Here is a 13,780-nt window from a genome sequence, read left to right on the forward strand (position 1 = left end):
ATTTGAACTTCGATTATACAACCAAACTACTATATCGTTCTTCTATGCAAAATAGCGTTTAGCCATGTTTCTGTGGCGCGCTCTGGGCGTTGGTCGGCGCTTTGCCATGACTTGAGGATAAATAGGTCTGTGCCTTTAATAATGCTCTCAAGGGCTTGTTCGTTTAGGTCGGTAAATTCGCGACCGTTGTGTTCGCGCTCGCCGTCGCCGTATTTAAACGATACATACACGATGCCTTGTGGCTTTAATGCGCGGGCAAGATTATTAAATGCGTCGGTTAAGTCGCTATTTGCTACGTGAATAAGGCTTGCGCAGCACCAAATGCCGTCGTATTTGGCAACGTCTTTTAGCTCTAGAAAGCTGCTTACTGCTACGTCTTGGTTTAAGTATTCTGACGCCAGCTTTGCCATAGCTGGGCTGATATCGAATGCATCTACGTTATAACCACGTTCTTTAAAGATGAAAGCGTCGCGGCCAGAGCCACAACCGGCATCGAGTAAAGCGCCTTTTTTTGGGATCAGCGGTAAGAATTCGTCGTAAAGTTCGTTGAGGTCTACATCGAGTGTGGCATCGACAAATGCTTGCGCATTTTGGTTGTAGTATTCGACGGTTTTGGATGCCATTTTACTTCCTTTATAGGGGCAAGATTGCTTGGCGCTAAAATACCATTAAAGCAAGGTAACGCAAAGGATGAAATGTGATTTTAAATGCTAAAAATCAAGGGTTTTAGGGTAGGCATTAGAAGTTAGTTGGAGAGAAATAGGAGATCATAGTTACGAGGTGTGAGAATAAAAAAGATGATCAATTTTAGTATCGCTTGATTAAAGGCTTTTTATTTCATTTATAACTGTTTTCATTCGCTTGGCTAATGGCCTATTGCGATGATGGCATGCATATATATCTTCACAAACGGGGTGCGTTAGTGTGTGCACGTGTATTTTTTCTTGATTATGAAACGCACTAACAGCATGAGCAGGGAGTACAGTGAAGCCAAGCCCTAAACTTACTGGCTCTAGAATTAAGTTGATTTGATTCGAAAAACCACTGCACTCAAACTGAGCTATTGATTCAAACTCTGCAAAGTTCGCACTTAATAACTGTTGTGCATGATGTTTTCCATCTGGGTGATTAATAAAACCTAATTGGCAAAGTTGCTGCCAATCTATAGTTTTGAACTGGGCTGGCGTTATCAATAACAAGGGTTCATTAGCGATTTTGTGCCCTGTAACCTCAAGCATTGTAGGTGCTTGGCTCATAAAACCAATGTCTATTTGATGACTCGCTATGGCCTTTTCGACCCCCGAATTAGGCGCAAACGCATATTCTATAAAAAGTTTTGGGTGCTTTGATTGCAAGCTTAACAATTCGTTATAAAACTTAAGCCCACAACTTCCCGGCGATTGTATTTTTACGCGGCCTTCAAAAGGTGAATCATTTTTTATTTGTTGCTCCAAAAATTGCCATTCTTTTAGTAACTGGTTACCTCTGTTGTATAAGCTTTGGCCCTGCGGAGTAAGTGTAAATTGTTTGCCGTGTCGCTCTAGCAATAAAGCTCCAACTTGCTGTTCTAGCTTTTTAATATGCTGGCTTACGCCTGATTGGGTCATAAACAGTCGCTCAGCTGTTTTTGTAAAGTGATTGACTTCGACTAGTTCACAAAATGTTTTTAACCAAACCGGATTTATCATAACAAAATATACTTATTTGAATGTTAAATGATAATTTAACTTAATACCTAGGCACTCGTAAACTATAAACTCATTCTTATTTAGGAGAGTTAATTATGAGTAATACATACCCACGTACTTTTTCGCATATTGGTATTTCTGTTCCAGATCTTGATGCGGCCGTTAAGTTTTATACCGAAGTATTAGGCTGGTATCTTATTATGGAGCCAACGGAAATTACCGAAGATGATAGCCCTATTGGCCAGATGTGTACTGATGTTTTTGGTGCTAACTGGGATAAGTTCCGAATTGCTCACTTATCAACGGGTGATCGAATTGGGGTTGAGATTTTTGAGTTTAAAAACCAACAAAATCCAGAAGATAACTTTGAGTATTGGAAAACAGGTATTTTCCACTTTTGTGTTCAAGATCCTAATGTTGAAGAGCTTGCAGAACGCATTGTTGCTGCAGGTGGTAAGAAACGTATGGAAAAACCACGTTATTATTACCCAGGTGAAAAACCATACCGCATGATTTATATGGAAGACCCGTTTGGCAATATTTTAGAAATTTATAGCCACAGCTACGAATTAACTTACAGTGAAGGCGCTTATTAATTAAACCCATCAATTAGTAATTAGCTAGCCATTATAGTAAGTAACGATTTACGAAAGTAGATCGTTACTTATCATTTGGATTTACCAAAATGATGAAAAGTTAAACTTCGATGTACTTGAGTCTTTTTATTCCACTTAACATTGCGATAAAGCCAAATGTAGAGAGATGATGCAAAAAACGAGATATTTATCAATTGCCCTTACATATTTGGAGACAAACCTACCATCAAACAGTAGTGTAGGCTGACGAGCTATTTTAAAAAAATAGCAAGTGCATAAAAAGGAGTGCTTGTTCCAAGCCCTTTATCCCAACTAGGTGGGTAGCCCCATTTTCTGGCATTTTATTATTAATATTCCTTACTGATATTCTCGAGAATATAGTCATTATCATCATTAGGAAAAAGAAGAAAATGGTGCAGTATAGAATTGAGTTGAGTATAAAAATTTTTTAATATACTTCACCCGGTTACTTATATTTTAGTAAATAAACGCGTAGATCTAGCTATGCTTTAAAAAAGTTATTATACATAGGCTGAGTACAGCTCCGATAATAGAAACCAAATGGATTGCACCAATAATTTTATCTAATGTTCTTGTGTACTTTGCGACAAAACGGCCGTCAAACATAGGCGTCGGTATACGAGAACGTTCAAAAAACATAGCAAATATATAAAACGAAACGCTTGCGCCGATGCCTTTATCCCAACCAGGCGGAGATACTCCATCTTTTTCCATATGCTTATCTATATACTTAACTGATACTCTATAAAACAGCACGCCTGAAGCAAAAGTAACTACTGTAAATACGAGTAGGGAGTAGAAAATAAAGATTTTAAAACCCATTTCGCAAGTTCTCTTTTATTTAGACTGTATCTAAATACATGGCTGTAAACACACTGATTGTGAGCCCTGCCACTGTGAAAAGGTGCAAGAATGCTAAAACTTTATCTACCGGCCTTGCATGTTTTGCTATAAAACGGCCATCAAAAAGAGGTGTGGGTAATCGCGAGCGTTTAAAAAATATTGCCATAGCGTAAAAAGGGGCGCTAGCGCCAACACCTTTGTCCCAAAGCGGAGGGGTAATATTATCTTTTAGCATTTTTTTATTTATGTGTTTGATAGAAATGCGTGCAAATAAGACCACAAAAATAAACGCTAAAGCCATAAAGATGAACATACTTGCCAGAGCAAACTTATCTATACTAGGCATTATAATAACGGCTCTCTGTCATAAATTTTTTCAGTTAGCGACTTCACTTTTTCGTTCACAAAAAACGATGATTTAAATTCTGTATATAAGCCAGTTCCTATAGCTACAACCCAAACATCAGGCGTTAGCATGAGAAGTGTGCTTGCTGCTAACTTGTGGTGTTAGTTATAACAAAACATATTCTAATAAGACCATAATTGAAATACTAAGAATAAAGCCAAATGTAGAAAGAAGATGTAAAAAAGCGAGAAACTTATCAATTGGCCTTGCATGTTTGGCGACAAACCTACCATCAAATAGTGGTGTAGGCTTACGAGCTCTTTTTAAAAAAATAGCAAGTGCATAAAATGGAGCGCTTGCTCCAAGCCCTTTATCCCAACTAGGTGGGGAAGCCCCATTTTCTAGCATCCTATTATTAATATGCCTTACTGATATTCTCGGGAATATAACAGTCATTATCATCATTAGGAAAAAGAAGAAAATGGTGCAGTATAGAATTGAGTTGAGTATCAACATTAAAACAAATCTTTCATCAAAGGCTGCCTATCATATATGTTTTCTGTTAGCTTTTTGCTTTTTGTATTAACCGCTAGGCTCATTAAAAAACCAGCACCTAACCCAACCCCTAAAGCAACCACCCATCCATATGGGGTTAACATTAGAAATGAAGATAGGGCCGTGGTGACTGATGATGCTGTTATGATACCTGCAAATGTTGAAGCCCCAAAACTAGCTAACTCTGTAGATAAACTTCGCTGCCAGTCCTTATTGTTTTTATAGTCGTTGTAAACTTTGTTCGCTCTAAATGCACCATCAAGTAAGATCATGCCATTGCCAAGCCAGCGTCCGGTATTTTCAATCCGCTTAATTTTATTGAATTCAGCGGTGCTATTTATATCGAGCTTGGCAGAATGCCTTGCTGATTTAGCTATATTGATTCCCCGATTCGGATTAGACCAAACCGTGCCACGACGGCTTGCACGGTTTACACTCATAAAACGTTGCAATTCTGCACGAAACTGACCGTTCAGCTCTTTGAATATACTGAATGCTTTTTGTTCTAATGCAACCATATGATACTTGGGCATTCCTGATTTATGAGCCATGCGAATATCTCTTAAAGCGGCTTCATATTTGTTGGCATAGGTGGCGAACTTTGAACTACGAGCCTGAATTGATGTTGCTCCAGACCCAACTATTCCATGTGTATTTTCAGACAAAAATGGCATAACTTGGTTTTGAAAATCAGAGATTGCCATAAGCGTTTCACTGCCAAAATCGCGAAGCATATATGCAATGTTTCGGCGGGATTGCGCAGGCAATAAATCAAATTGACGAACTATACTTTGCTGTTCATTTGTAGGCGGAGTGTAAGAGTCAGAGTATTCTCTTCGCCATATATATGGCGTGCCTGAAGTGATAACTTGATTTTTTATATGGTTATTGTCTTTGGTAAAGCTGTCTTCTTTATCTTCTTTACATTTCACAAATTCAGCGGTTACTGAATCAATACAAATTCTAATTTCTAAAGCCATAAGTAGTATCCATACTAACTAATCATCCTTATTTAGAGGTTATCTTCATCACTGTAATGAGTCAATGAAGAATAAATAAAATGGGTACATGTTATGTGGCAAATGATTTTTGCTAATAGTTAATGGTTTTCTCGTTCACTTATCTTTGTGCGTGACGTTTTGAATCACTGAGGGCACCGAGGCGCTACGTGTTAAGCGCTACGCAGAGAAAGACAAATACTCACAAGACACTTCACTTTAAAGAAGTACACTTTAATACCTCCTTGTCTTCCTCTGTGTTCTCTATGTCCTCTATGGTTAGAGAAGATCTAATATGTCTATGAAAACATACGTAAAGTAAATACGATAAACCCTCATTGTTTTCTCATTAACTTCTCATTGTGCATAAGAATATTTGAACCACAGAGCACATAGAGGCGCTTCGCGCTTCACAGAGAAAAACAGATACTTACAAAGAGGATAAGAGACGCTGCGCTTCAGAGAAGTAAGTTTTTATACCTCATTATTTTCTCGTTCACTTCTCTCTGTGAAGAAAGAACCTACAGTAAATAAATGCCTGTTTGACGCTATGTAAAACGGCAGCAACATATTTTCTCTATAGTTTTATACTTTTGACTCAACAACATTGCACAATTGATAATTTACTAGCACTATTGAGTTATTAAGACTTCATTCAGAGGTGCTAAATGCACAAAGAGCAAACTCAATGTCAGCCAACAGGTTGTAAACATTGCGAAGACCATTTAGCACTTGGTTTTGATTTTACAATGGCTTTTCAGCCAATCGTTGATTGCACCGATAAACATATTTTTGGCTACGAAGCATTAGTTAGAGGCCTTAATAATGAGTCGGCTTATTCGGTCATTTCGCAAGTAACCGACGAGAATCGCTACACATTCGATCAACTTTGCCGTATTAAAGCTATTTCACTTGCTGCCCAACTGAAAATTGATTCAATCGTGAGCATTAATATTTTACCTAATGCAATTTATAAACCTGAGCGTTGTATAAAAACGACACTTGAAGCTGCTAAGCAATATGATTTTCCGGTAGAACAAATTATGTTCGAGTTTACCGAGGTTGAAAAAGTTGAAGATACTACACATATCAAACGTGTAGTTGATTATTACCAATCTTTGGGGTTTATTACTGCGACCGATGACTTTGGGTCAGGTCATTCTGGGTTAAATTTGTTGGCTGATTTTCAGAGCAATATAATTAAACTCGATATGAATTTAATTAGAGATATACACCTTCACAAAGCAAGACAAATTATTGTTAACCATTGTATAGCCATGTTTGAAGAGCTGAATATTGTTGCTCTTGCAGAAGGCGTTGAAACAGTTGAAGAATACCAGTGGTTGCGCCAAGCTGGTGTTAGCTTAATGCAAGGCTATTTTTTCGCCCACCCTGGGTTTGAGAGCTTGCCAGACGTTGACTTTAGTAAGTTGGGTTAAGTGGTTATAACGAGAATCGAATTTAGACAAGGCAAGAGCTGTCAACCTTCAAACGCGCGAAACAAGTTTCACGCCTACGTGTAGCAGCGGTTTATCCCGCGTCACCATCTAGGTTTTAGGTGCTAGGACGCAATGTAAAATCGCTGCTACATAAATCAACACCATTCCAAATTTAAAGTCTGACGGGCTAAAGCCCGACCTACGCGGGAAACATTAGGTGCTACGTTCTGGGCTTTAGGCCGCGATGTAAAGTCGCTGGTTTCTCGTAACTTTACTCTTTTTCGTTGAATTCTTGCTAACCTAAACCATTCCAGGCTAAAGCCAGTCCTACGAATTACATGCTTGAAACTTGCTAACTTCTTTTAGTATTTAGTCGTATTTATATTATAAATTTTTATTTAGGATGCTAGGCTGAATATTCTTTAAGCATATTGAGAAAGGATAATGATGTTTTTACGCATACTGTTAGTCTCAGCACTTGTTTTATGCTCTTCTGCTAACTTAATCGCAAAAGAACAGCCTCTTAGTTTTGATGCTGAATTAAGCAATTATCAATACGACTTACCCGTTCAATTTTTTAATTTTTCATCACAAAATACGCCATTAAAAATGGCTTATTCTTACCTTAAACCAAGCAATAACATGCCAACCGTTATACTGATGCATGGTAAAAACTTTAATGGCCATTATTGGACCAATACTGCCAACTACCTTAATAGCAAAGGCTATGGCGTATTGATACCGGATCAAATTGGTTTTGGTAAATCGTCAAAGCCTGCTGATTATCAATTTTCGTTTGCTGTATTAGCCAATAACACTCATCAGCTAGTGTCATCTTTAAATATTGAAAACCCTATTGTACTTGGCCATTCAATGGGCGGCATGCTGGCAAGTCGTTACAGCCTGATGTTTTCTAGCCAAGTTAGTAAACTTATTTTGCTAAACCCAATTGGTTTAGAGAACTATTTAAATTATGTGCAATACAAAGACACCGATTTTTTCTATAAAAATGAATTGGCTAAAACACCTGATAAGGTTATTGCTTACCAGAAGAAAAACTATTATGACGGTAAATGGAATGACACTTACGAGCAATTAACCCACTTTATCAGTGGTCAAATTCAAGGCCCTGATCACAAGCAGGTCGCATGGGTCAATGCTAAAACCTACGATATGATTTTTACGCAACCTGTAATAACTGAGTTTGCTCAGTTAAGCATGCCAGTGTCATTAATTATAGGCACACGCGATAGGACTGGCCCTGGCCGCAATTGGAAAAAAGCAAATATTGACTATGAGCTTGGCCGTTACGATAAGTTAGGCAAAGCCGCGGCAAGTATGATCTCAAAATCGCAATTAATTGAATTAGATGATATTGGCCACTTACCTCACATCGAGGATTTTGATCGCTTCAAAGGCGCTTTAGACAAAGCTTTATCATTTTAATGTTGCTCGCGCGAAACAAGTTTCGCGCCTACGTGTAGCAGCGGGTTTATCCCGCGTCATTAGTCAGGGTTCTAGGCTCTAGGACGCGATGTGAAATCGCTGCTACAGACTCGCATCTTTTAACTTCCCTTTCCCCTTATCGCTTTTATCTAGCAATTTTATCCACTTTTAGTACCGTTTTTGTGAAAAATAACGACTTATTCATTGATGTAATTACAATTTATATGTAACTTGTGTCGCCCATTTCGCTACGCACTACTATAATATTAAGCGAAATCAACATTTTCATACTAAATACTAGGGATACACAATGAAAAAACTTCCTATTGCATTGGCTCTATGTGCTGCTTTTGTGTCTGCAAACACAATGGCAGAGGTTCGCATAAACGGCTTTGCTTCTATTGTTGGCGGTAAAGCCCTTGACGACGACGCAACGCTTTACGGCTACGATGACGATATTTCATTTAAAAACGAAAGTATGTTTGCATTGCAGCTTTCTGCAGACTTACAAGAAAAGCTAAGCGCTACGGCACAAATTGTGGCGCGTGGTAGTGATGATTTTGATGCTGAGTTCGAATGGGCTTATCTAACTTATGAGTTCAGCGATGAGCTTCAAGTAAGTGCTGGTAAAATGCGTGTACCTTTTTACCGTTATTCAGACTTCTTAGACGTTGGTTACACTTACCGCTGGGTTCGTCCACCGCAATCTGTTTATAACCTTCCGTTTTCAACGTATGAAGGTCTTAGCCTGTTACACAACACACAATTAGGTGATTGGGATTCAACCGTACAAGTTATTTACGGTAGCTTCGATGGCAACATTGCTGTGGTATCGGTTAATGGCGATACAGAGCTTAATGATATTGCTGGTATCAATTGGACAATGAGCTATGACTGGTTTAGCGCTCGTGCTGCATACTTTGTTGCAGATACAACAATTGATATTGAAAACGACACCGATGCAGGTGTTGCACTTAATGGCCTTGAGCAGACTCTTAGAGCAGCCGGTTTTGTTGATCAAGCCGATGATATTGCTGTAAACGAAGATGATGGCTCTTTCTTCGCTGTGGGCTTTTCAATTGATTACAACGACATTCTATTTGATGCTGAATACACTGAGTTTGAAGTAGAAAACAGTGCTCTTGCTAAACAAACTCAATACTACACGTCTATTGGTTACCGTATGGATGAGTGGATTGTGCACTTAACTTACGAAAATAATGACGACAAACACGATAGCAACCGCTACAACGCGCTACCTGCAGTACCAGCTTTAAATGCGGGTATTAATCAAGTGCTTGAGGGCGTGAAAGCAAAAAGCAACGTGTATACCATTGGTACGCGTTATGACTTCCACCCATCTGCTGCTTTAAAAGTAGATTTCAGCCGTTTTAAAGATGACATTTCAGATACAGAAACCGACGTTGTAGCTGTTGCTGTTGATTTAGTTTTTTAATTGGAGTTCATAATGAAAAAATTGTTAATCGCGACAGCACTAACGCTATGCTCGCACGCTGTACTTGCTGATGTTGCAGTTATTGTGAACCCAGCAAATAGCAGTGCTATTGACGAAGGTATGATCAAAAAGATTTACCTTGGTAAGGCAAAGTCGTTTGATGATGGCACAAAAGTAAACCCAGTAAACCAAGATGGCACCAGCGTAAGCGATGAGTTTAACGATAAGGTGGTTGGTAAATCGAGCAGCCAGCTAAATGCTTATTGGTCAAAACTGGTATTTACAGGTAAAGGTACTCCACCTGAGAAACTAGCTAATGATCAAGCTGTGATTGACTTTGTTGCAGGTAATGCTGATGGTATTGGTTATATCGATGCAGCAAAAGTAACTGATAAAGTTAAAGTGGTTGGTACTTTTTAAGTTCGACTACGGTTAATAAAAAACCAGGCGATGCCTGGTTTTTTATGCGCTAAAATTACTCGACTTTAAATTTAGCTGTGGCGTCGAGTAACGAATCAGAGAGGTAATGAAGGTTCTTCGCTACATCACGTACTGCCGATAATGAATCCATTGTTTCTTCAAACGACATATGCATATTCGTCACGTTATCAACTACCATACTAGCAACAGATGTTTGCTCTTCGGTAGCTGCGGCAATTTGCGAATTCATACCGTTAATTTCTAATATCTGTTCAGAGATTTTATCAATCGATTGCCCTGTATTTTCAGCGGCCTCTGCATTATTTGTAGCCATATCTCGGGCTGAGTTCATTGCATTTACTGCATGGCTTGCTGCTGTGGTTAATGTAGAAAGCAGCTCTCTGATTTCATTCGTCGACTGCGATGTTCTTGAAGCAAGCTCACGCACTTCGTCAGCTACAACCGCAAAGCCTCGGCCTTGTTCACCTGCACGTGCAGCTTCAATCGCAGCATTTAACGCGAGTAAGTTAGTTTGTTCTGCAATCGAGGTAATAACGTTTAAAATTTGCGTCACATTCTTGGTGTCAGTGGCCAGTTGATTAATAGTTGATGCTGCTTGATTTATCTCTTCACTTAGTGTTTTTGATTCTGTCACAGAACGCTGTATTTGCGTTCGACTTTGCTCAACTTCTCGCTCGGCTGTTTGCGCAGCTTGTGATGCATTTGCTGCTGAATGAGAAATATCAGCGACACTCTGGCGCATTTCTTCCATTGATTGCTTAACTATTTCAGCATCTGATGTTTGTTTAGTTGTGGCACGCTCGGCACGCTCCATGCCTTGTACAAGTCGTGTTGAGTTCTCCATTAATGGCTCACAAACCGCTATAACCTCAAGTACCGCAGCTTTTAACAGCTGTATAAACGCGTTGAAGTTAATCGAAACTTGACCGATTTCATCTTTAGCGTGTACTTCAAGTTGTGTGCTTAGAGAGCCTTTGCCGTCTGCTAATAGGCGTAAGTTATCTGCCGCTGCGCTGGCCGATGAACCGATTCCACGGGCAATCCAAATTGAGGTAACAACCAATAAAATAAGTGATACTACAGACACTACAAGCATTAAATTTAGTGCGTTGTCTGAACGCGCTTTGGTTGCTTGTACAAGTTCAAAAAAGCGATCATCTGCGCGGGTTTGTGCTCGTTTAAAGCCAGCTAGAACGGCCTCATACTGCTGCGTTTTTTGCTGTGCTTGTTGCTGAATTTTACTAAAGTCAGCGGTGCCGTCGATCATTGAAGTTGCTATGCTTGACGAGGTTTGTGCATAAAGCTCTAATTGTTTTTTGGTATCGGCATGCACGTAGCTGTCGTTGATACTGATGATATTTTGTAGATTTTCATTAATCGTTTTATACGTTTGCGCTGCACTATCAACTAAATCTGACTCACCAAATGTTACCGCTTGAGTGTATAACTCATCTAGTTTTTCGAGTAGCGCAACGTTTGCTGAAGTGAGTTTAACGACCTGATATGATGACTTTTCCAGCTCGTCGAGCGAGATCTTGTTGTCATTCATGGCTATAAAATTGGTTACTACTATGATCACGAATGCCGTAATGGCAATACATGTTATGGCGTGTATTTTTTTTGTGATGCTCAAGTTATTGAAAGAAATACCTGCAGACATTGAATCCACCTTTGCTGTCATATTACTTAGTATTATCGCCCGATTTCCCTAAAGTATTAACTATATTTATATATTTTCAGGTTTTTTTCGTAATTCGTTCAGTTTGTGGAAGTCTTGTAGAAGGTACTTCAGTGCCGAACCAAAAATAATGAGCTTTCAACCTTCAACTCTCAGACGCGCGAAACAAGTTTCACGCCTACGAATGAAACATGGGCGCTAGGATCTGAGTTCTAGGCGCTAGGACGCGATGTGAAATCGCTGCTACCTCACATCTCGTTACTCGCACCTTTCCCCTCGTAACTTGAAACTCGCTAACTTAGTCATTTCCCGGCTAAAGCCAGTCCTACGGGGAAACATTAGGTTTTAGGGCGCGATGTGAAATCACTGCTACCTCGCATCTAGTAACTTGAGATTCGCTAACTTAAACCATTCCTGGCCAAACATTGTCGTAACTTTACCCTTTCCCTTGCAACTTTCTCTTTTTTAATAGCGTTATTAAGGGCTGAACTGTATAATCCGCGGCCTATTATTTACCCTATTGCTTGTTTATTTTCGCAGTTGCTGCGCCCATAACCCTGTCAGTATTTTTCTAGGAATAATTCGTTGATTTCAACCGCAAATATCACCATGCAATTTGGTGCAGAGCCTCTGTTTGAGAACATTTCAGCTAAATTTGGTAACGGTAACCGCTATGGCCTAATTGGCGCGAATGGCTGCGGCAAATCGACCTTTATGAAAATTCTAAGTGGTGCGCTTGTGCCAACGTCTGGCAATGTGTCGATTGCACCGGGTTTAAAGCTAGGTACGCTAAGCCAAGACCAGTTTGCATTTGAGCAATACACTGTGGTTGATGCGGTGATCATGGGTGATGCAGAACTTTGGAAAGTAAAACAAGAGCGCGACCGTATCTATTCACTACCAGAAATGAGTGAAGAAGACGGTATGAAAGTCGCTGAACTTGAAAGCATTTTTGCCGAAATGGATGGCTACACAGCAGAAAGTCGTGCAGAAGAAATTTTGATCCAAGCGGGTATTGAGCAAGAGTTTCATTACGGCTTAATGGCAAACGTCGCGCCAGGTTGGAAACTACGTGTGCTGTTAGCACAAGCGCTGTTTGCAAACCCAGATATTTTGCTACTTGATGAGCCAACCAATAACCTTGATATTCATACCATTACTTGGCTAGCTAACGAGCTTAACCAGCGTAAGTGTACGATGATTATTATCTCGCACGACCGTCACTTCTTAAACTCGGTATGTACACATATGGCCGATATAGATTACGGTGAGCTACGAATTTACCCTGGTAACTACGAAAAGTGGATTGAAGCTTCAAGCTTGCAACGCGAACAACTACTTGCTGAAAACGCAAAGAAGAGCGCTGAAATAGACGAGCTACAAGAGTTCGTAAATCGCTTTGGTGCCAATGCATCAAAAGCAAAATTAGCCAGCTCTCGTGCTAAGCGCATGGATAAAATTAAGCTTGATGAAGTAAAAGCATCAAGCCGTATTAGCCCATCACTTCGTTTTGACGAAGGCAAAAAGATGTATCGCCAAGCATTAGAGCTTACTAAGCTAGGTCATGGTTTTGAGGGTGAAACCCTGTTCAGCGGTGGTGACTTATTACTAGAAGCCGGCGCTAAGCTTGCGGTTATTGGTGAAAACGGTGTTGGTAAAACCACCCTATTACGCTGCCTAGTGAATGAATTACAAAGTAACGAAGGTGTGGTTAAGTGGTCTGAAAATGCCAGCATTGGTTATTGCCCACAAGATAGCAGCAAAGACTTTGATAACGACTTAACTTTATTTGATTGGATGTCGCAGTGGCGCACCGCGAAGCACAACGATTTAATGGTTCGAGCTATGTTAGGCCGTTTATTATTCACCGCAGACGACGCTAACAAAAAAGCCCGTAACTGCTCGGGTGGTGAAAAGAACCGCCTATTGTTTGGTAAGCTCATGATGCAAGACATCAACGTGCTCATTATGGACGAGCCAACCAACCACATGGATATGGAAGCCATTGAAGCACTCAATAACGCATTAAAAGATTACCAAGGCACGCTGATTTTTGTGAGCCACGACCGTAAGTTTGTATCGTCATTAGCGACTCGCATCATCGATATTAAAGATCAACAGCTTATCGATTTTCAGGGCACGTTTGACGAATATATGGATCATGTCGCGCAACAAGCGCAATAACCCCCTCTTCAAATAGGTGAGCAAGTTTGCTCACCCTTTTTGTTTACGTTCAGTTACATAATACCTTTGACTGACTTACCTTATTTGGG

At 39.8% G+C, this 13,780-nt stretch carries 13 protein-coding genes; 6 read left to right on the forward strand and 7 right to left on the reverse strand.

The features are described 5' to 3' along the window. Window positions 1-29: 29 nt before the first annotated feature. Together BIZ38_RS04295 and BIZ38_RS04300 are read right to left on the reverse strand one after the other, a co-directional pair. Entirely contained in the window at window positions 30-623 is a 594-nt protein-coding gene (locus tag BIZ38_RS04295) for a class I SAM-dependent methyltransferase (protein ID WP_187489660.1), read from the reverse strand. Between the two features lie 198 nt (window positions 624-821). Then, window positions 822-1,688, reverse strand: a complete 867-nt coding sequence (locus BIZ38_RS04300; RefSeq protein ID WP_054553421.1) for a LysR family transcriptional regulator — start codon at window positions 1,686-1,688, stop codon at window positions 822-824. A 95-nt stretch (window positions 1,689-1,783) separates the two neighbouring features. Between BIZ38_RS04300 and BIZ38_RS04305 the strand changes: the two genes are divergently transcribed. Beyond that, on the forward strand, window positions 1,784-2,284 hold the full coding sequence (locus BIZ38_RS04305) for a lactoylglutathione lyase family protein (RefSeq protein WP_054553420.1): 501 nt from the start codon (window positions 1,784-1,786) through the stop codon (window positions 2,282-2,284). A gap of 498 nt (window positions 2,285-2,782) precedes the next feature. Here the strand turns inward: BIZ38_RS04305 and BIZ38_RS04310 are convergent, their stop codons facing one another. The 4 genes from BIZ38_RS04310 to BIZ38_RS04325 all read right to left on the reverse strand — a co-directional run bounded on the left by BIZ38_RS04310 (window position 2,783) and on the right by BIZ38_RS04325 (window position 5,029). Then, complete coding sequence (locus tag BIZ38_RS04310; protein ID WP_138618978.1) at window positions 2,783-3,127, reverse strand: hypothetical protein; 345 nt, start codon at window positions 3,125-3,127, stop codon at window positions 2,783-2,785. Between the two features lie 19 nt (window positions 3,128-3,146). Further along, on the reverse strand, window positions 3,147-3,494 hold the full coding sequence (locus BIZ38_RS04315; protein WP_054553418.1) for a hypothetical protein: 348 nt from the start codon (window positions 3,492-3,494) through the stop codon (window positions 3,147-3,149). Between the two features lie 165 nt (window positions 3,495-3,659). Beyond that, a complete protein-coding gene (locus tag BIZ38_RS04320) occupies window positions 3,660-3,950 on the reverse strand; it encodes a hypothetical protein (RefSeq protein WP_138618980.1) in 291 nt (96 codons plus the stop codon). Between the two features lie 59 nt (window positions 3,951-4,009). After that, window positions 4,010-5,029: a hypothetical protein gene (locus BIZ38_RS04325; RefSeq protein WP_054553416.1), complete on the reverse strand. Its 1,020-nt coding sequence runs from the start codon at window positions 5,027-5,029 to the stop codon at window positions 4,010-4,012. Window positions 5,030-5,715: 686 nt separating this feature from the next. Between BIZ38_RS04325 and BIZ38_RS04330 the strand changes: the two genes are divergently transcribed. The 4 genes from BIZ38_RS04330 to BIZ38_RS04345 all read left to right on the forward strand — a co-directional run bounded on the left by BIZ38_RS04330 (window position 5,716) and on the right by BIZ38_RS04345 (window position 9,808). Beyond that, complete coding sequence (locus tag BIZ38_RS04330) at window positions 5,716-6,486, forward strand: EAL domain-containing protein (RefSeq protein ID WP_138600153.1); 771 nt, start codon at window positions 5,716-5,718, stop codon at window positions 6,484-6,486. A gap of 444 nt (window positions 6,487-6,930) precedes the next feature. Then, on the forward strand, window positions 6,931-7,932 hold the full coding sequence (locus tag BIZ38_RS04335) for an alpha/beta fold hydrolase (protein WP_138600152.1): 1,002 nt from the start codon (window positions 6,931-6,933) through the stop codon (window positions 7,930-7,932). 310 nt (window positions 7,933-8,242) lie between these two features. Continuing rightward, entirely contained in the window at window positions 8,243-9,388 is a 1,146-nt protein-coding gene (locus BIZ38_RS04340) for a porin (RefSeq protein ID WP_054553413.1), read from the forward strand. A gap of 12 nt (window positions 9,389-9,400) precedes the next feature. Further along, window positions 9,401-9,808: a hypothetical protein gene (locus tag BIZ38_RS04345; RefSeq protein ID WP_054553412.1), complete on the forward strand. Its 408-nt coding sequence runs from the start codon at window positions 9,401-9,403 to the stop codon at window positions 9,806-9,808. Window positions 9,809-9,863: 55 nt separating this feature from the next. Here BIZ38_RS04345 and BIZ38_RS04350 read toward each other — a convergent pair whose 3' ends face one another. Then, a complete protein-coding gene (locus BIZ38_RS04350) occupies window positions 9,864-11,489 on the reverse strand; it encodes a methyl-accepting chemotaxis protein (RefSeq protein ID WP_054553411.1) in 1,626 nt (541 codons plus the stop codon). Window positions 11,490-12,092: 603 nt separating this feature from the next. On the opposite strand from BIZ38_RS04350, the gene BIZ38_RS04355 reads away from it, so the two are divergent. Beyond that, window positions 12,093-13,691: an ABC-F family ATPase gene (locus BIZ38_RS04355; RefSeq protein WP_187489661.1), complete on the forward strand. Its 1,599-nt coding sequence runs from the start codon at window positions 12,093-12,095 to the stop codon at window positions 13,689-13,691. Window positions 13,692-13,780 lie beyond the last annotated feature (89 nt).

Origin of the sequence: Pseudoalteromonas sp. BZK2, assembly GCF_014349195.1 — a bacterium.
Taxonomy (GTDB): domain Bacteria; phylum Pseudomonadota; class Gammaproteobacteria; order Enterobacterales; family Alteromonadaceae; genus Pseudoalteromonas; species Pseudoalteromonas simplex.